Origin of the sequence: Nocardioides glacieisoli, assembly GCF_004137245.1 — a bacterium.
In the GTDB taxonomy this organism is placed as follows: domain Bacteria; phylum Actinomycetota; class Actinomycetes; order Propionibacteriales; family Nocardioidaceae; genus Nocardioides; species Nocardioides glacieisoli.
This window is the reverse complement of the sequence record NZ_SDWS01000003.1, coordinates 340368-358093: the sequence shown is the minus strand read 5'-3', so window position 1 is coordinate 358093 and position 17726 is coordinate 340368. Positions and strand designations below refer to the sequence as shown.

16 protein-coding genes are annotated in these 17726 nt (G+C 70.8%); 4 read left to right on the top strand and 12 right to left on the bottom strand.

The annotated features are described in order from the left end of the window. The first annotated feature begins 26 nt into the window (after positions 1 to 26). A complete protein-coding gene (locus tag EUA06_RS09285; RefSeq protein ID WP_207208274.1) occupies positions 27 to 689 on the top strand; it encodes a LysM peptidoglycan-binding domain-containing protein in 663 nt (220 codons plus the stop codon). Further along, positions 686 to 1210, top strand: coding sequence for an Rv3235 family protein (locus EUA06_RS09280; protein ID WP_129474855.1), 525 nt, complete (start codon positions 686 to 688; stop codon positions 1208 to 1210). The genes EUA06_RS09285 and EUA06_RS09280 overlap by 4 nt, the downstream gene beginning before the upstream one ends. 10 nt (positions 1211 to 1220) lie before the next feature. On the opposite strand, the gene secA is transcribed toward EUA06_RS09280, so the two are convergent. From secA to EUA06_RS09230, 10 genes are all read right to left on the bottom strand, one after another. Continuing rightward, complete coding sequence (gene secA, locus EUA06_RS09275) at positions 1221 to 4070, bottom strand: preprotein translocase subunit SecA (protein WP_129474853.1); 2850 nt, start codon at positions 4068 to 4070, stop codon at positions 1221 to 1223. A gap of 15 nt (positions 4071 to 4085) precedes the next feature. Then, positions 4086 to 5315 carry a winged helix-turn-helix domain-containing protein gene (locus EUA06_RS09270; RefSeq protein WP_129474851.1) on the bottom strand — a complete coding sequence of 410 codons (1230 nt, stop codon included), beginning with the start codon at positions 5313 to 5315 and terminating at the stop codon, positions 4086 to 4088. Positions 5316 to 5322: 7 nt separating this feature from the next. Then, positions 5323 to 6012, bottom strand: a complete 690-nt coding sequence (locus EUA06_RS09265; RefSeq protein WP_129474849.1) for a response regulator — start codon at positions 6010 to 6012, stop codon at positions 5323 to 5325. A gap of 39 nt (positions 6013 to 6051) precedes the next feature. Then, positions 6052 to 6681 carry a ribosome hibernation-promoting factor, HPF/YfiA family gene (gene hpf, locus EUA06_RS09260; protein WP_129474847.1) on the bottom strand — a complete coding sequence of 210 codons (630 nt, stop codon included), beginning with the start codon at positions 6679 to 6681 and terminating at the stop codon, positions 6052 to 6054. A 346-nt stretch (positions 6682 to 7027) separates the two neighbouring features. Further along, positions 7028 to 7747, bottom strand: coding sequence for a ComF family protein (locus tag EUA06_RS09255; RefSeq protein ID WP_242498053.1), 720 nt, complete (start codon positions 7745 to 7747; stop codon positions 7028 to 7030). 58 nt (positions 7748 to 7805) lie between these two features. Beyond that, complete coding sequence (locus EUA06_RS09250; RefSeq protein WP_129474843.1) at positions 7806 to 9539, bottom strand: LpqB family beta-propeller domain-containing protein; 1734 nt, start codon at positions 9537 to 9539, stop codon at positions 7806 to 7808. Further along, on the bottom strand, positions 9536 to 11137 hold the full coding sequence (mtrB, locus tag EUA06_RS09245) for an MtrAB system histidine kinase MtrB (RefSeq protein ID WP_242498052.1): 1602 nt from the start codon (positions 11135 to 11137) through the stop codon (positions 9536 to 9538). The genes EUA06_RS09250 and mtrB overlap by 4 nt, the downstream gene beginning before the upstream one ends. 34 nt (positions 11138 to 11171) lie before the next feature. Beyond that, a complete protein-coding gene (gene mtrA, locus EUA06_RS09240) occupies positions 11172 to 11870 on the bottom strand; it encodes an MtrAB system response regulator MtrA (RefSeq protein WP_129474841.1) in 699 nt (232 codons plus the stop codon). Positions 11871 to 11922: 52 nt separating this feature from the next. Continuing rightward, positions 11923 to 13365 carry an adenosylhomocysteinase gene (ahcY, locus tag EUA06_RS09235; RefSeq protein WP_129474839.1) on the bottom strand — a complete coding sequence of 481 codons (1443 nt, stop codon included), beginning with the start codon at positions 13363 to 13365 and terminating at the stop codon, positions 11923 to 11925. A gap of 93 nt (positions 13366 to 13458) precedes the next feature. Beyond that, positions 13459 to 14529 carry a DUF808 domain-containing protein gene (locus EUA06_RS09230; protein WP_129474837.1) on the bottom strand — a complete coding sequence of 357 codons (1071 nt, stop codon included), beginning with the start codon at positions 14527 to 14529 and terminating at the stop codon, positions 13459 to 13461. Positions 14530 to 14609: 80 nt separating this feature from the next. Here EUA06_RS09230 and EUA06_RS09225 point away from each other — a divergent pair, with 80 nt between their 5' ends. After that, on the top strand, positions 14610 to 15302 hold the full coding sequence (locus tag EUA06_RS09225) for an isochorismatase family protein (RefSeq protein ID WP_129474835.1): 693 nt from the start codon (positions 14610 to 14612) through the stop codon (positions 15300 to 15302). Here the strand turns inward: EUA06_RS09225 and EUA06_RS09220 are convergent. Further along, a complete protein-coding gene (locus tag EUA06_RS09220) occupies positions 15271 to 15762 on the bottom strand; it encodes a GNAT family N-acetyltransferase (RefSeq protein ID WP_129474833.1) in 492 nt (163 codons plus the stop codon). The genes EUA06_RS09225 and EUA06_RS09220 overlap by 32 nt on opposite strands. A gap of 84 nt (positions 15763 to 15846) precedes the next feature. On the opposite strand from EUA06_RS09220, the gene EUA06_RS09215 reads away from it, so the two are divergent. After that, complete coding sequence (locus EUA06_RS09215; RefSeq protein WP_165354318.1) at positions 15847 to 17256, top strand: HNH endonuclease signature motif containing protein; 1410 nt, start codon at positions 15847 to 15849, stop codon at positions 17254 to 17256. Between the two features lie 82 nt (positions 17257 to 17338). On the opposite strand, the gene EUA06_RS09210 is transcribed toward EUA06_RS09215, so the two are convergent. Then, positions 17339 to 17725 (bottom strand): hypothetical protein, encoded by a 387-nt coding sequence (locus EUA06_RS09210; protein ID WP_129474830.1) that lies wholly within the window; start codon positions 17723 to 17725, stop codon positions 17339 to 17341. Position 17726 lies beyond the last annotated feature (1 nt).

Sequence of the window (17726 nt, the reverse complement as noted above, 5' to 3'; positions counted from 1 at the left end):
ACGCACGCAAACGAAAGGTTCGTGTGGTGCCTCGGAGTCTCGGATCGCCTGCCCGCTCGCTCGCCGTCTGGTTGGGCGCGAGCACGGCCGCCGCGCTCGCGCTCATCTCGACACCGCCCGCCTGGTCGGCGGCACGGTCGGCCTCCGGCGCGGCCGCCGTCAGCGACCTGGTCGTCGCCGCCTGCGTCACGGGGTTGGCGCTGTCGCTCGTCTGGCTGTGGCTCGTCACGACCGTGACCGTGCTCGGCCTGCTGCGCGGCAGAACGGCACCGGGCGGTGTCACGCGCCGACTGGTGCTCCTCGCGTGCGGTGTCGCGGTCGTGGCCGGCACCAGCGCCCCCTCACTCGCCTCCGGGGGCGACGGCAGCGAGCTCCTGGCGGGCCTCTCCCTCCCCGAGCGGGCGGTCGCACCGCACCAGCAGCGTGCCGAGCCGCGCCCGGCCGCGCCATCGCACACGGGCACGGGCACGGGCACCTATGTCGTGCGCCCCGGCGACTCGCTCTCCTCCATCGCGCTCGCCCACCCGGGCGCGGGATCGCTCGACGACCGGTGGCGCGCGCTCTGGCGAGCAAATCGGGACGTCGTCGGCGACGACCCCGACCTGATCCACCCCGGCCAGGCGCTCCGCCTGCCCGGCACCCACCACGAGGCCCAGACCCAGCCCGACGAGGACGGAGACCGATCATGAGTGGCACAGACACCGAGCACGCACGGGTGATCCCGCTGCGCACGCCCGCACCGGTGACGAGCGTGCAGGGCTCGCTCGCCCTCGACCTCACCCCGCGCACCGCTCCCCCGCGCCCGCGCCCGCGGCTGCGCAGCGCGCGCAGCCTCGACCTGGTGGACGTCGCCACCGCGGAGCGCCGCCACGTGGACGCGTTCGTCGGGCGCTACCTGCAGGCGGTCGTGGAGATCGCCGCGGGCGACCGGCCGGTCTCGCAGGTGCTGCGCCACTCGGTGCCCGAGGTCTACGAGGACCTGGCCGGCAGGTTGCGAGCTGTCACCACCGCGCTCGGCACCGCGCCCGGCCAGGTCCGCGGACCCAACCCGGCCCGGCCGGTCGTCATCGGTGTCCGCACCGCGATGGTCCGCGACGACGCCGTCGAGGCGAGCGCGCACGTCCGCTACGGGCGACGCTCACGCGCCGTCGCCGCCCGCTTCGAGATCGTGCGCGACCGCTGGCAGTGCGTCGCCCTCAGCTTCGGCTGAGGAGCTGGGGTTAGCCGCCAGCGCGCGTGGTGTAGCCCGAGGCCCCGCCGGGGGCGCCGTGGCAGCGCTTGAACTTCTGCCCGGAGCCGCAGGGACAGAGCGAGTTGCGCCCGACACCGGCGAACTCGTCGTCCACGTCGGTCGCCGCAGCCCGCACCTCGGCCTCGCCGTCCTCGGACGGCGCGCTGTAGGAGAGGTTCTGCGGACGCCTCTGCTTCTCCAGGCCCTTGGCCCGGATCTGCGGGGCGTGCGCCTGCGCCTGCGCGAAGTCGATCTGCGGGGTGGCCGCCGAGACCTGGGGGGCCTGCGGCGTCGCCGCGACCTCCTCGCCCTCGACCACGGTGTCGTCCGCGGAGCCGCCGTCCTCGTCCACCTCGACCTGGAGGTTGAACAAGAACCCGACCGACTCCTCCTTGATGCCGTCCATCATCGCGGCGAACATGTCGAAGCCCTCGCGCTGGTACTCCACCAGCGGGTCGCGCTGGGCGTACGCACGCAGCGAGATGCCCTCACGGAGGTAGTCCATCTCGTAGAGGTGCTCGCGCCACTTGCGGTCGAGCACGGAGAGGACGACGCGACGCTCGAGCTCGCGCTGCACCTCCTCGCCCATCTCGTCCTCGCGGCGGTCGTAGGCCTCCTGCACGTCCTTCTGGAGGTCCTCGATGAGCTTCTCGCGACTGATGTTCTCGAGGCCGCCGGCCTCCTTGATGACGCCGTCCTTGGTCAGCCCGATCGGGTAGAGCTGGCCGAGCGCCGTGAAGAGGGCGTCGAGGTCCCAGTCCTCGGCGTAGCCCTCGGTCGCGCCGTGGACGTAGGCGGTGATGACGTCGTCGATGAAGCCACGGATCTGCTCGCCGAGGTCGGCGCCCTCGAGGACGCGGCGGCGCTCGGCGTAGATGACCTCACGCTGGCGGCTCATCACGTCGTCGTACTTGAGGACGTTCTTGCGGGACTCGAAGTTCTGCGACTCGATGTTGGCCTGCGCGCCGGCGATGGCGTTGCTGACCCGCTTGGCGTCGATCGGCACGTCGTCGGGGACCTTCAGCACGGTGAGGATCCGGTCGACCCACTCCGACTTGAACAGGCGCATCATCTCGTCCTGCAGCGACAGGTAGAACCGGGACTCGCCCGGGTCGCCCTGACGGCCGGAGCGACCGCGCAGCTGGTTGTCGATGCGACGCGACTCGTGGCGCTCTGTGCCGACGACGTAGAGGCCGCCGAGGTCGCGGACCTCGTCGTGCTCGGCCGCGACCTGCGCCTTGATCCGCTCGACCATCGCGGGCCACGCCTCGTCGTAGTCCTCCGGCGCCTCGACCGGGTCGAGGCCCTGCTTGCGCAGCTCCTGGTCGGCGAGGAAGTCGACCGAGCCGCCGAGCATGATGTCGGTGCCGCGGCCGGCCATGTTGGTGGCGACGGTGACCGAGCCCCTGTGGCCGGCGAGCGCGACGACCTTGGCCTCGTCGGCGTGCTGCTTGGCGTTGAGGACGGTGTGCGGGATGCCGCGCTTGCGCAGCAGGTTGGAGAGGTACTCCGACTTCTCGACCGACACGGTGCCGATGAGGATCGGCTGGCCCTTCTCGTGGCGATCGCGGATGTCGTCGGCGACGGCCTCGTACTTCGCCTCCTCGGTGCGGTAGACGAGGTCGACGTTGTCGACACGCTGCATCGGGCGGTTCGTCGGGATCGGGACGACGCCGAGCTTGTAGATCTTGTCGAACTCCGAGGCCTCGGTCATGGCCGTACCGGTCATGCCGGAGAGCTTGTCGTAGAGGCGGAAGTAGTTCTGCAGGGTGATCGTGGCGAGGGTCTGGTACTCCTCGCGGACGGTCACGTTCTCCTTGGCCTCGATCGCCTGGTGCAGGCCGTCGTTGTAGCGGCGCCCGGCCAGGATGCGACCGGTGTGCTCGTCGACGATGAGCACCTCGCCGTCCATGACGACGTACTCCTTGTCGTTGCGGAACAGCTCCTTGGCCTTGATGGAGTTGTTGAGGAACGAGATGAGCGGGGTGTTGACCGAGTCGTAGAGGTTGTCGATCCCGAGGTGGTCCTCGACCTTGGTGATGCCCGGCTCGAGCACCGAGATCGTGCGCTTCTTCTCGTCGACCTCGTAGTCGACGTCCTTGACGAGGGTGCGCGTGATCCTGGAGAACTCGGCGTACCACTTCACCTCGTCCTGCGTCGGGCCGCTGATGATGAGCGGGGTGCGCGCCTCGTCGATGAGGATCGAGTCGACCTCGTCGACGATCGCGAAGAAGTGGCCGCGCTGCACGCACTCCTCGACCGAGTCGGCCATGTTGTCGCGCAGGTAGTCGAAGCCGAGCTCGTTGTTGGTGCCGTAGGTGATGTCGCAGGCGTAGGCCTCGCGACGCTCCGCGGGACGCATCGACGGCAGGATCACGCCGACGGTCAGGCCGAGGAAGTGGTGCACGCGGCCCATCTGCTCGGACTGGAACTTGGCGAGGTAGTCGTTGACCGTGACGACGTGCACGCCCTCGCCGGCCAGCGCGTTGAGATAGGACGGGAGCACGGCGACGAGGGTCTTGCCCTCACCGGTCTTCATCTCCGCGATGTTGCCGAGGTGGAGCGCGGCCGCTCCCATGATCTGGACGTCGAAGGGGCGCATGCCGAGCACGCGCTTGCTCGCCTCGCGGACGGTGGCGAACGCCTCCGGCATGATGTCGTCGAGGGTCTCGCCGGCCTCGAGGCGGTCCTTGAACTCGGCGGTCATGCCGCGGAGCTCGTCGTCGCTCATCTTGACGAAGTCGTCCTCGATGGCGTTGACCGCCTTGACGATGGCTTCGAGCTCTCGAAGGATCTTGCCCTCGCCGATGCGGAGCAGCTTGTCGATGATGGCAGGCACGAGCGGTAACTCTACCTACCGGCCCAACGCTGCTCCCAATGCGTGCGCCAGGTCGCCGCGGCTGCCCACGACCACGTCGTCGAGGTCGAGCCAGCCGGCGAGGCGCCGCAGCTCGGCGGCCAGCTCCTCCGCCGTCCCGGCCGGGGCGCCGTCCTCGGCGAACGCCCCCGGGACCAGCAGCACGCGGGCGGCCCGGTCGGCCTTGAGGTCGACGCGCGCGACCAGCTCGTCGCCCAGCAGGAACGGCAGCACGTAGTAGCCGTGGAGCCGCTTCTCGGCCGGGACGTAGATCTCGATGCGGTAGAAGAAGTCGAAGAGCGCCTCGGCCCGCTCCCGCTCCCAGACCACCGGGTCGAAGGGGCTGAGCAACGTGCGTGCGCCGACCTTGCGCGGCAGTCGCGCGTCGCGGTGGAGGTAGCCCTGGCGCTTCCAACCCTGGACCGCGACCGGGACCAGCTCCCCCGCCTCCACGAGCTCGTCGACCGCGACCTTGGTGCTGGGCTTGCCGGGCGCGGGCTGGAGGCGCAGGCGGTAGTAGTCGGCGAGGTCGGCCGCACTGGCGACGCCGTGCGACCGGGCAGCACGTCGGACGAGCTCGGTGACCGCCTCCTGCGGCGTCGGCGTCGGCGCAGCGAGGACGGCGGCGGGCAGCACCCGCTCGGGCAGGTCGTAGACGACCTCGAACTGGGCGTTGCGACCGGTGATGGCGACGTCGCCGACGAGGAAGAGGTAGTCGAGGACCTTGCGCGCCTCGGACCAGTTCCAGCCCCAGTGCTCCTTGGTGCGGGGGCCCGCGCTGAACTCCTCCTCCAGGTCACGGGCCGTCACCGGTCCGCGGTCGTCGACGACGTCGAGCACCCGCTGCTCGAGGTCGGGATCGGACGCGACGAACCCCCACTTGCCCCGCTCGGAGCGGTACTTCTCCATCCGGTGGCGCATCAGCGGCCAGAGCTCGACCGGCATCAGGGCCTGGACGTGCGCCCAGTACTCCACGAGGTGCCGCGGGCGGCGCCCGCCCGTGGTGGACGCGCGGCGGAGCAGGTCGACGTCGTAGGGACCCATCCGCGAGTAGAGCGGCATGTAGTGCGCGCGCTGGAGCACGTTGACCGAGTCGACCTGGAGCACGCCGGTGCGGGCCACCGTGCGCTCGAGCGTCTTCAGCGCGGGCGTCGCGTGGGCACGGTCGGTGAAGCCCTGCGCGGCCAGGGCGATGCGGCGGGCCTGGCGCTGTGTCAGCTGGTCCACGGGGACCTCAGGGCAGGTCGAGCAGCTTCTCGCGCATGGCGTACATGACGGCCTCCATGCGGGAGTGGAGCTGCAGCTTCTCCAGGATGTTGCGCACGTGGTTCTTCACGGTGTTCTCGGAGATGAAGAGCTCCTTGGCCACCTCGCGGTTGTTGAGGCCCTTGGCCACCAGCCGCAGCACCTCGAGCTCGCGGTCGGTGAGGCGCAGCGCCGGGCCCTGCTCGCGCTCGGGCTTCGACATCTGCTTGAACTCGTCGATCAGCTTGACCGCCATCGACGGGCTGATCAGCGACTGGCCCTCGTTGACCACGCGGATCGCCTGCGCGACCTCCTCGATCGAGGAGTCCTTCAGCAGGTAGCCCGAGGCGCCGTTCTTGACCGACTCGTAGAGGTCGGCCTCCTCGTCGGAGACGGTGAGCATGATGATCTTGGCCGAGGGCACGGCCTCCTTGATGCCCCGGCAGGCCTCGACGCCGGTGCGCCGCGGCATGCGTACGTCGAGCAGGATCACGTCGGGCGCGGTCTTGACCGCCAGCTCGGTGGCCGTGATGCCGTCGGAGGCCTCGCCGACCACCTCGATGTCGGTGTCGCCGCTGAGCAGCATGATCAGGCCGCGGCGGAAGAGCTCCTGGTCGTCGACGACCAGGACGCGGACGGGCTCACTGCCGACGGGGTTGTCTCCTGCTGCCTCGGTCACGCGCGCATCATGTCATGCACGCGTGACCGGGGCAGGACGTCAGGCGGTGGTGTCGCCGTCGACGTCGAGCGAGATGACGCCGTAGTCGTAGCCGCGACGTCGGTAGACGACGGAGGGGCGCTCGCTCTCCTTGTCGACGAAGAGGTAGAAGTCGTGCCCGACGAGCTCCATCTCGTAGAGCGCCTGGTCGAGCGTCATCGGAGTGGCGCCGTGGGACTTCTCGCGGACCACGAGCGGTCCGTCACCGGTGACCGTGATCGGGCCGACCTTGCGCTCGACGACGCCGTCATCCGCCTCGGCGGCGTCCTCCACCTCCGGCATGCCGGCCAGCGCCTCACCGACGCCGACGTGGGCATTGCGTCCCTTGTGGACGCGGCGGCGGTCGGCGGCACGGCGCATCTGCGCCTGCATCTTGTCGACCGCCAGGTCGAGCGCGCCCATCTTGTCCTCGGCGGCCGCCTCGGCCCGGATCACCGGCCCCTTGGAGAAGGCCGTGAGCTCGACCTTGGTCGCGCGATCGTGCTGGCGAGGGTTCTTCTCGAGCTCCACCTCCACCTGGACCCGCATGATGCGGTGGTCGTGCTTCTCCAGACGGGTGAGCTTCTCCGAGACATGTTCGCGGAACCGATCGGACACCTCGCAGTGCCGTCCCGTGACCACAACCTCCATGTGAACCTCCTCAACTAGCGAGCGTCCGCACCCTTCCATTGGTCCCGGGCGCCCCTGCTGGGAGGTGCGCCGGGGCAGGGTGGGATGGAGTCCGCCCGGCCGACCTGGTCTTCGACCCCACAATCGCCTGCTGAGACGTTCGCAGCTTCTCCGCCACTACTGGCCTTCTCCCGGCAACCGACGCATATGACGTCGGCGACGAGGCAGGACTTACTTCTAAGCCGCACCGTGATCGTCCCGCGAGGGACTTACGTGGACCGTTTCGCCTGCGACTGGCATCGGCTTGCCACGACGAATCCATCGTCGTGACGCAACCACGGACCCAGGCGGACTCCATGACAAGACGCTAGCCCCTCCCGGCCCCCGGGCCAACCAGGGGGACCACCCCTCGGCGCCGGGTGGCGGCGACGGCCGCGACCGCGACGGGCGGCAGCCCGACCGCCTCGAGCGCCCGCTGCGCCTCGCGGGCCGTCGAGCCGGTCGTGACGACGTCGTCGCACACCACCACGTGGCCGCGCGGCCGGCGTCGACCGGCCCGCGCGAGCGCGGTCGAGGGACAGTGCATCGAGTGGCTCACGTTGACGGCCCGGCCCGGTGCGTCCAGCGCCTTCTGGTCCGCTGCGCCACGCGACACGAGCAGCTGCGCCACCGCCGCAGGTCGCTGGCGGCGGACCGTGGTCGCAGCGGCGCGCACCAGGGCGGTCGTCGCCTCGTAGCCCCGTGACCGCCCGGCCCCCGGCCGCGACGGGACCGGCACGAGCAGCACCGGGACGTCCGGGTCGAGGCCGGCGGTCGCTTCCAGCACCGCGGTGGCGAGGAGGTCGCCGAGCACCCGCCGGTGGCCCCACTGGCCGCGGTCCTTGTGGCCCACGACGAGCGCGCGGACCGCACCGTCGTACTCCTCGGTCGCCCACGGCGCGACGAGCCCGGCAGGCACCGGCGTCGGCCAGGCGACGTGGGCGGTCGTGGACAGTGCAGCGCGGCAGCGCGGGCAGAGCATCCGTCCGGGCTCGTCGCAGCCGACGCACCGGCTGCCGAGGAAGAGGTCGAGGGCCGCGTCGAGCACGCGACCATGCCAGCAGGCGCGGACGTACGCCGGCAACCGGGCGGTCGCGGCCTGTGGATCAGCCGACGTAGGTGAGCGCGGACAGGCCCTCGGGCAGGGTGGGCACGATCCGGTCGGGACGGGTCAGGCTCGCGACGGTCCCGCGGCCGAGGGCCAGCACCTCGCTGCCGTCGACGGGCGCGGAGACGAGCGTCCTGACGCGGCCCCGGAGGCGGGTGAGCCCGTTGACCACGATCTCGCCGGGCGAGCCGTCGACCGAGAAGGTGCGCACGAGCGACAGGTCGTCGGTGAAGGTCCGCAGCACCGAGATCGACGTCGGGGTGCGCCAGCCGATGTCGCGGATGCGCGGGCTGCCCTCCTCGGGCAGCGGCACGACCTGCGGCGGGGTGAACCCGAGGATCCCGCCGGCCATGTCGTGGCGGATCCGGGTCGACACCACCCGGTCGGCCTTCCGGCCGCGGACGACCGCGACCAGGCGGCTGCCGTCGCGCGACACCAGCAGCTCGGTCACCGTCCGTCCGCTGATGCCCGGCACCCGCTGCTCGGTGGCCACCCCGTCGACCACCACCGTGACGCGGGCCCGCCCGGCACCGCGGTCCAGGACCCACATGCGGTCGCGGTAGTCCCAGTGGGGCTGGGCGAGGTCGACCGCCCCGGTGACCGGGTTGCTGACCTCCCCCTCCGGCGCCTGGGTGGGCGCGACGAAGACCTCGGTGCCGCTCGCGGACACTGCCGCGACGTGCGACCCGGAGATGGTGACGCCGATGGAGCGGAGGTCGTAGCCCTCCTCGCCGAGCGGACCCAGGGTGTCGACGAAGGCGTCGAGCTCGCCGCTCACGACGCGCCCGTCCTGGAGGGCGTAGAGGTCGGGGACCGGCCGCTCACCGTCGGGGTCGAACGGGTCGCCGGCGTCGAGATAGCCCTGCGCGGAGCCCTCGGGCAGCGTGATCGCACCACCGCCCACGTTGAGCTGGACGGCGCGGACCTGCGGGTCCTGACGGAGGGTCCACGCGAGCTGCGCGAGCATCCGCCGGCCCGTCTCCTCGTCGATCGCGGCTGGGTCCCCGGACAGCGCCACCACGGCGACCCCGCCCACGACCGGCACCGAGAGGCCGTCGCGGGTGCCCGCCGGGAAGTCGGTGCGCACGACGTCCTGCAGCTCCTCCGGGAGCTGCGTGACGAGGCCGGTCACGAGCGACGAGGCCGACTGGTCGCCGCGCGGCACGAAGACGGGCTCGGCGACCAGCACCTCGGAGGTGGGGTCGAAGTAGTACAGCGAGGCCAGCTCGTACCAGTCGTCGAACCACGACTCGGGCACGATGAGCGCATCGGGCACCGAGTCGATGCGCCACTCGCCGTCCTCCTGGACCAGCCCCGTCTCGAGGAGTCGCTGGGCCTGCGCCCGCTGCCACGCGCCCCGGTTGTCGTAGACGTTGATGTCGCTCAGCACCAGCCGCACCGACTCCTCGCCGGAGGCGGTGCCCGGCTCGGCGTACGTGATGATCTGCTGCTCGGGGTCCCAGGCGTCGGCCGCCTCGGCCGTCAGGAACTCGCGCGCGACGGTCAGGGAGATCGGCGTCGCCCGCATCGCCTCGAGGAAGCCCTCCACGACCTCGGGCGCCGACTCGCCGGCCCGCGGCGGAGGCGGGTCGAACGAGATGCCGGGCACGTCGTCGGTGGCGCTGGTGACCTGCGGCTCGACGACCGGGCCGTCGGTCGGCATCGACACGCACCCCGCCAGGAGCGCGCAGCCGGCGATGACCAGGAAGACCTTCGTGAGGTGGTGGATCATGCGGTCTCCCGGGCGTCGTCGGGGACGAGCGGGAGCGGCGAGTGCCGCAGCTGGGTCGTCAGGTGGCGCGGGAGGGTCAACCGGAACTGGGCGCCCTCGCCGGGGCGTCCCCAGGCCTGGAGCCAGCCGCCGTGGAGGTGGGTGTCCTCCAGGGAGATCGACAGGCCGAGCCCGGTGCCGCCGCTCGTGCGGGCGCGCGCCGGGTCGGCGCGCCAGAACCGGTTGAAGACCATCGCCGACTCCCCCGGTCCGAGCCCGATGCCGTGGTCGCGCACGGCGATCGCCGCCGACTGCGGGTCGGCGCCGACGAAGATCTCCACGTCGCGCGACTCGGCGTGGTCGATCGCGTTGGTGACCAGGTTGCGCACGATGCGCTCCACCCGTCGTACGTCGGCCTCGGCGACGCACGGCACGCCCGGGTCGTGCACGACGACGCGGGTGTCGCGCTGCGCGGCGAGGGCCGAGGTCATGTCGACGACGCGGCGCGCGACGTCGACGAGGTCCACGTCCTCGGCCTCGAGCACGGCGGCGCCGGCGTCGAAGCGGCTGATCTCGAGCAGGTCGGCGAGCAGCGTCTCGAAGCGGTCGAGCTCCTTCTGCAGCAGCTCGGCGGCGCGACCGGTGACGGGGTCGAGGAAGGGCCGCGCGTCGTGGATGACGTCGCTGGCCATCCGCACCGTCGTGATCGGCGTACGCAGCTCGTGGGAGACGTCGGAGACGAACCGGCGCTGGAGGCGGCTGAGCTCCTCGAGCTGGCGGATCTGCTTCTGCAGGTTGGAGGCCATCTGGTTGAACGACGTGGCGAGGCGGGCGAGGTCGTCCTCACCGCGCACCCGGAGCCGCTCCTGCAGCTGGCCCGCCGCGAGGCGCTCGGCGACGCGCCGCGCCATCCGGATCGGGGTCACCACCTGGCGCGTCACCAGCCAGGTGAGGCCCGCGACGAGCAGCAGGAGCGGCACGCCGGCGACGAGCATCGCGCGCGACACCAGGGCGAGGGTGCGCTGCTGCTCGTCGAGCGAGTAGAGGTAGTAGAGCGTGTAGGTGTTGCTGTCCGCGGGGAGGCGGACCTGGCTGCCCACGACGACACCCGGCCCGTCCGGCAGTCCGGCGATGTCCTCGCTGGTCGTGATGTCGGTGTAGGTCCACGCCGTCGGCGACACCGACTCGAAGCGGGCCTGGAGCTCGTCGGGCACGCTGGCGAGGTCGAGCCCCTCGGTGAACTTGGCGCCGCCGTCGGCGAGCCGGACGTCCTCGTCCACCGGCGGGGACAGGACCACCGCGAACCCGCGTGTCGACCCGCGGGCGATGATCGGCTCGACCAGCGCCTGCTGCTGGGCCGACTCGTCGACCTCGGTGGGCGACGCGGCGGCGAGCTGCTCGCGCGCCGTCTCGGTCTCGCCCTCCGCCTCCTGCACGACGGCGTCGACGCGGTTCTTGAGCAGGCCGTCGCGGGTCTGCTGGATGAGGAAGGCGCCGACCACGCCGACGACGAGGGCGGACAGCAGCATCGTGCTGAGGACCACGCGCGCCTGCACGGACCGCCGCCAGAAGGCCGGGCCGTGGCGGAGGATCGGCGGCAGCCGGTCGAGCCCGCTCACCCGGTGCTCATCGGTGGCTCATCCGTCGCGGGCCCTAGGACTTGCCGGCCTTGTAACCGACGCCGCGCACGGTCACCACGACCTCCGGGTTCTCCGGGTCGTGCTCGACCTTGGAGCGCAGCCGCTGGACGTGCACGTTGACCAGTCGGGTGTCAGCACTGTGCCGGTAGCCCCAGACCTGCTCCAGCAGCACCTCGCGGGTGAAGACCTGCCACGGCTTGCGGGCCAGGCAGACGAGCAGGTCGAACTCGAGCGGCGTCAGGTTGATCGCCGCGCCGCCCCGGGTGACGGAGTGCCCGGCCACGTCGATGGACACGTCACCGATGGTGAGGCCCTCGTCGTTGGACACGTCGTTGCGGCGTACGCGCGCACGCACCCGGGCGACCAGCTCCTTGGGCTTGAAGGGCTTGACGATGTAGTCGTCGGCCCCGGACTCGAGGCCCACGACGACGTCGACGGTGTCGCCCTTCGCCGTGAGCATCACGATCGGCACGCCGGACTCGGCGCGGATCTCCTTGCAGACATCGATGCCGTCCTTGCCGGGCAGCATCAGGTCGAGGAGGACCAGGTCAGGCTTGTAGTCGCGGAAGGCGTCGAGCGCGATGTCGCCGCGACCGACGATCCGGCTGTCGAACCCCTCCTGGCGGAGGACGATGGAGAGCATCTCCGCCAGGGAGGCGTCGTCGTCGACGACGAGCACGCTGCCGCGCGCCGGTTCGGCAAGGTCGGTCATGGTGTCCAGTCTAGGGACAGGGTCCCCCTGGACCCGGCCACGAGTGGCCGGATCAGTAGCGGTAGTGGTCCGACTTGTAGGGACCCTCGACGTCGACACCGAGGTAGGCGGCCTGCTCCTTGGTGAGCTCGGTCAGCTCCACGCCGAGGGCGTCGAGGTGCAGGCGGGCCACCTCCTCGTCGAGGTGCTTCGGCAGCACGTGCACGCCGAGCTCGTAGTCGTCGGCCTTCGAGAACAGCTCGACCTGGGCCAGCACCTGGTTGGTGAAGGAGTTGGACATGACGAACGACGGGTGGCCGGTGGCGTTGCCGAGGTTGAGCAGGCGGCCCTCCGACAGCACGATGACCTTCTTGCTCGGCTTGTCGTCCTCGGCGGGGAAGATCCACTGGTGGACCTGCGGCTTGATCTCGTCCTTGACGATGCCGGGGATCTTGGCCAGGCCGGCCATGTTGATCTCGTTGTCGAAGTGACCGATGTTGCCGACGATCGCCTGGTGCTTCATCTTGTGGAAGTGCTCGACGGTGATGATGTCGAAGTTGCCGGTCGTGGTGATGAAGATGTCGGCAGTCTCGACGACCGACTCGAGGCGCTTGACCTCGTAGCCGTCCATCGCGGCCTGCAGCGCGCAGATGGGGTCGATCTCGGTGACGATGACGCGAGCACCCTGGCCGCGCAGCGACTCCGCGGAGCCCTTGCCGACGTCGCCGTAGCCGCAGACGACCGCGACCTTGCCGCCGATCATCACGTCGGTGGCGCGGTTGATGCCGTCGATGAGCGAGTGGCGGCAGCCGTACTTGTTGTCGAACTTGGACTTGGTGACCGAGTCGTTGACGTTGATCGCCGGGAAGAGCAGCGTGCCCTCGCGGAAGCGGTCGTAGAGGCGGAGCACGCCGGTGGTGGTCTCCTCGGAGACGCCCTTGATCATCGGGGCGCGCTTCGTCCAGCGCTGCGGGTCGTTCTCCAGCGAGCGGGCGAGGACGCGCAGCACCTCCTTGAACTCCTCGTTGTCGGTGGAGTCCTGCGACGGCACGGCGCCGGCCTTCTCGTACTCCACACCGAGGTGCAGCAGCATCGTGATGTCGCCGCCGTCGTCGAGCAGCATGTTGGGGCCGCCCTCGGCGAAGTCGAACACCTTCTCCGCCTCGTCCCAGTACTCGGCGAGCGACTCGCCCTTCCAGGCGAAGACCGGGACGCCCTGCGGGTCCTCGGGGGTGCCGTCGCGACCGACGACGACCGCAGCGGCCGCGTGGTCCTGGGTCGAGAAGATGTTGCAGGTGGCCCAGCGGATGTCCGCACCGAGGGCCGCGAGGGTCTCGATCAGCACGGCGGTCTGGATCGTCATGTGCAGCGAGCCGGCGATGCGGGCGCCGGCGAGCGGCTTGTCGTTGCCGTAGCGCTCGCGCATGGCCATCAGTCCGGGCATCTCGTGCTCGGCGAGCTCGATCTCCTTGCGGCCGTAGGCGGCAAGGGTGAGGTCAGCGACGTTGAAGTCCATCAGTGTTCTCCTGGTGCGGAAGAGGCCGTCTGCGCCGCACATCTGTGCGTAGTCGGGATCTCCCGCGCGGACCAGAAGAGGGTAATTCTGCGGTCAGCGATTCGGAGAATCCTCGGTGGCGGCCTCCTCGGGGTGGTCACCGTCGTCCGTTCCCTCCTCCGATCCGTGCCCACCGCCGACGCCGAGAGCCTTCAGGGCGGCCAGGATGATCCCGCCGACCAACAGCCCCACGATTGCCGACAGCAGGGTGTTGACCAGCCAGCCGGCGACGGCGCCGAGCGCCCCGCCGAGGGCGTCGTGGACGTCGACCTCCCACCGGTGCACGAGGTCGTACGGCGCGTGGAGCACGTCGCCGAGCCCGGTGCCCCCGAGCAGTCCGTCCTCGCCGCCGATCTCGTAGAGGTTGAGCAGGAGGATGTGGCCACCGACCCACAACATGGCGAGCGTGCCGATCAGTGAGATCGCCGCAAGCAGTCTCGGCATCGCCGCCACCAGCGCGAGTCCCACGCGCTGCGCGCTCTTGGACGGCTTCTCCGCGAGGTGGAGGCCGACGTCATCCATCTTCACGATGAGCGCGACCACGCCGTAGACGAGGACGGTGATCAGGACGGCCACCACCGCGAGGACGATCGCGCGCATCCAGATGCTGGCGTCCTTGTCGGAGTCGACGACCTCGTTGAGCGCGATCACCATGATCTCGGCGCTGAGGATGAAGTCGGTGCGGATGGCCTGCGAGATGGTGCGGGCCTCGTGCTCGGGGGTCAGCTCGCCCTGCGGGGAGATGTCCTCCTCCGCCTCGGTCGCGTGGCCGGTGAGCCTCTCGTGGACCTTGTGCGCGCCCTCGTAGGCCAGGAAGGCACCACCGAAGATCAGGATCACCGGCAGCAGCGAGGGCAGGAACTGTCCCAGCAGCACGGCCGCAGGGAGGATGAAGAGCAGCTTGTTGCGCAGCGAGCCGATGGCGATCTTCTTGATGATCGGCAGCTCGCGCGCGGCGGCCGACCCGGCGAGGTACTGCGGGGTCACCGCCGTGTCGTCGACGACCACGCCGGCGGCCTTGGCGCTGGCGCGGGCCGCGGCCGCACCCACGTCGTCCACGCTGGCTGCGGCGATGCGCGCGAGCGCGGCGACGTCGTCGAGGAGGGCGAACAGTCCGCCGGCCATGGGGTGATCCTTCGGTTCGGTGGGTCGGGGCTGCAGCCTATCGAGGGCACCCCGGCACGGCCGGACAGTAGCCTCGCCCGATGACATCCCCCACCGACGTCGCCGACCACGCGTGGCTCGTCGAGGAGCGTGAGTACGCCCGGCACGAGGCCCGCCGCGGCCGGCGGCACGCGTACGAGCACCTGGACCCGCGTCGGACCGCGCTGGTGGTCGTGGACATCGTGCCGTTCTTCCTCCGCGATTCGGCGTACGTCCGCGGGATCGTGCCGCGGGTCAACACGCTCGCGGCGGCCCTGCGATCCGCCGGCGGCACGGTGGCGTGGGTGGTGCCGGGCCACGCGCCGCCCTCGGCCAAGGACCGGGAGTTCTTCGGCGACGAGGTCGCCGCGCGCTATGCAGGGTCGGGCGGCACCGGTCCGGTGCGCTCGCGGCTGGCACCGGCCCTCGAGGTGGCGTCCGACGACCTCGCGGCCGAGAAGACCGCCCGCAGCGCCTGGACGCCCGGTGCGTCCGAGCTGCCCTCGCTCCTGGCCGCGCTAGACGTCGACACGGTCGTCGTGACCGGCACCGTGACCAACGTCTGCGTCGAGGACATCGTCCGTGGCGCCAGCGCCGCCGGCCTCCGCGTCATCCTCGTGGCCGACGGCTGCGCGGCCATGCGCGACCAGGACCACAACGCCACGCTCCACGTCGTCTACCGCTCCTTCGGCGACGTGCGCCCGACCGCCGAGGTGCTGGCGCTCATCTCGGCTGGAGCGCCCTCTCCAGGATGAGCTGCTCGGCGTGCGGCGGCATCGGACCGGCGCTCCGCTCGCCCGAGTCCGTCCACCCGAGCTTCGCCCAGAACGCGCGACCACGGGGGTTGGCCGCGTAGACGCACAACCAGGCGCGCCGGACGCCCGCGTCCGTCATCCGTCCCACGAGCTCGTCGTGCGCCGTCGTCGCCAGCCCGCTCCCCCACTCGTCCACGGCCACGCCGAAGTGCTTGACCTCGTCGGCCTGCACGGCAGCGAAGCCGGCGACCTCGTCGCGGCGGAGGATGACGAGGCACTCGATGTCCGGATCCGCGATCTCCGCACGCCACCGGTCCGCGAGCACGTCGCGCGGGAACGGGTAGCTGTCCTGCGGGAACACCTCGGACAGGCCCGCGATCGACGTGGGTTCCTGGACGGCCATCACCGCGGGGACGTCATCGGTCGTCATCTCGCGGAGCACGGATCTCGGGATCAGCATGGGGTCAGGCTAGGGCGAACCAGTACGCATGGATGCCTGTGGATGGCGGCCTCAGTGTCGGTGGCTTGTCCTAGAATCGAACGCATGATCGACACGCTGGCAGGACCCGGGACAGGTGAGGCAGACGCCCTCACCGCCTCCGACCTGCTCGCCTCGATCCGCGAACAGCGGCAGGTCGAGAACGCCGCGGCCGCCCGTCAGCTGGACCTCGCCGCCCGGTGGGCCGACCTGCATCCACCGGAGTCGATCCACTCAGCCGCGGCGTTCACCGTCCCGGGCACCGACCATGAGGAGCCTCTCGCCGGTGAGGGGTGCCCGCTGGTCGCGGAGTTCTGCATCGCCGAGCTTGGCACCGTGCTCGGCATGTCGTCCACGTCGGCGAAGAAGCTCATCGGTCACGCCCTCGAGCTGCGCCACCGCCTGCCTCGGTTGTGGTCGCAGGTCCAGTCCGGCCGGGTCCCGGCATGGCGGGCTCGGTCGGTCGCGGAGACGACCATCCATTCGACTCCGTCCTTGACCCGTGAGGCGGCTGCGTTCGTGGACGCCCAGGTCGCTGCCGTTGCGGGTCGGGTCGGACCCGCGCAGCTGGACCGGCTGGTCGCCGAGACGATCAAGCGCTACGACCTCGCCGCACCTGATCCGGCTGCTGATCCCGAGGACGGCTACCTCTCGGTCGACCCACGCCACGCGACGCTGCACGACGACGACGTCCACTTCGCCGGCACGATGAGGTTCGAGGCCGAGCTCGACATCGCCGACGCCCTCGACCTCAACCAGGCCCTGTCCCAGAAGGCCGCCGAGCAGAAGGCCCTCGGCTCCACCGAGTCTCTCGATGTACGCCGGGCGAAGGCCCTCGGTGACCTCGCCCGCACCCAGACCGCCCTCGACCTCCACACCGCCGGTCAGGGATCTTCCCGTACGGAGGACAAGCTCCCGGTCGCGCGTGAGGTCGTCCTCCACGCCCACTTCCCTGCGGAGTCCGTCGGAGAGCAGACCGTGTTCGGTCCCATTGGCCGGCTCGAAGAGGGCCAGCGGCTGGTCCTGCTGGACCAGCTGCAGTCCTGGTGCGGCGACTCGCGCACCAAGATCACGATCAAGCCCGTCATCGACCTCAACGCCCACCTGACCGCACCCGGCTACGACATCCCAGACCGGATCCGCGACCAAGTCATCCTGCGCGATCGCACGTGTGTTTTTCCGTGGTGCACCCGACCAGCACGTGGCTGCGACGTCGACCACGTCATCGCCTACGACCACGACGCCGCAGCAGAAGGCCAAGCGCAACCCGGACCGACGACGTCGGCCAACCTCGCGTGCCTGTGTCGGTTCCACCACCGGCTCAAGACACACACGGCCTGGCGCTACCGCATGGTCGCGGCCGGTGTCTTCGAGTGGACCAGCCCCCACGGCCACCGGTACCGACGCGACCACACCGGGACCGTCACGATCGACGACCACGGACCGCCCGACATCCCGCGACCCTGCCGACGATGACCCCGCCCCGCACCCCCGGATCGAAGCCTGATCAGGGGGTAGTGGCGCGCTACAGGTGGCTGTTGCCAGCCGTCGTACCGCCTCAGCAGCTCACTGAGACGACCTGACGCCAGCCCGCACCGTCGACCTCGACCTCGACCCAGGCGAGGCGGACGACGTCCGAGACGGCGCTGCCGGTCGGCGGCAGGCACTCGGGACGCCCGCGATGTTGTGCGCCGCCGCCGGTCCAGGCGACGTCCAGCGGGACGGCGTAGGTCCAGCCGTCATCCTCGACGTTGCCGCTGTCATCCACCGGTTGGCACGAGATCGAACCCTCCGACGAATCGCACCGGGCCTCCGTCGCGTGCATGGCGGGGTTGCGCTGCCCGACCAGATAGCCGGCGACAGCTCCCAGCAGCAAGGCCCCGAGGACGATGAGCAGGACAGTGCGCGCCGGTGCGACAGAAGTGTGCGAGGACGCCTCAGGCATC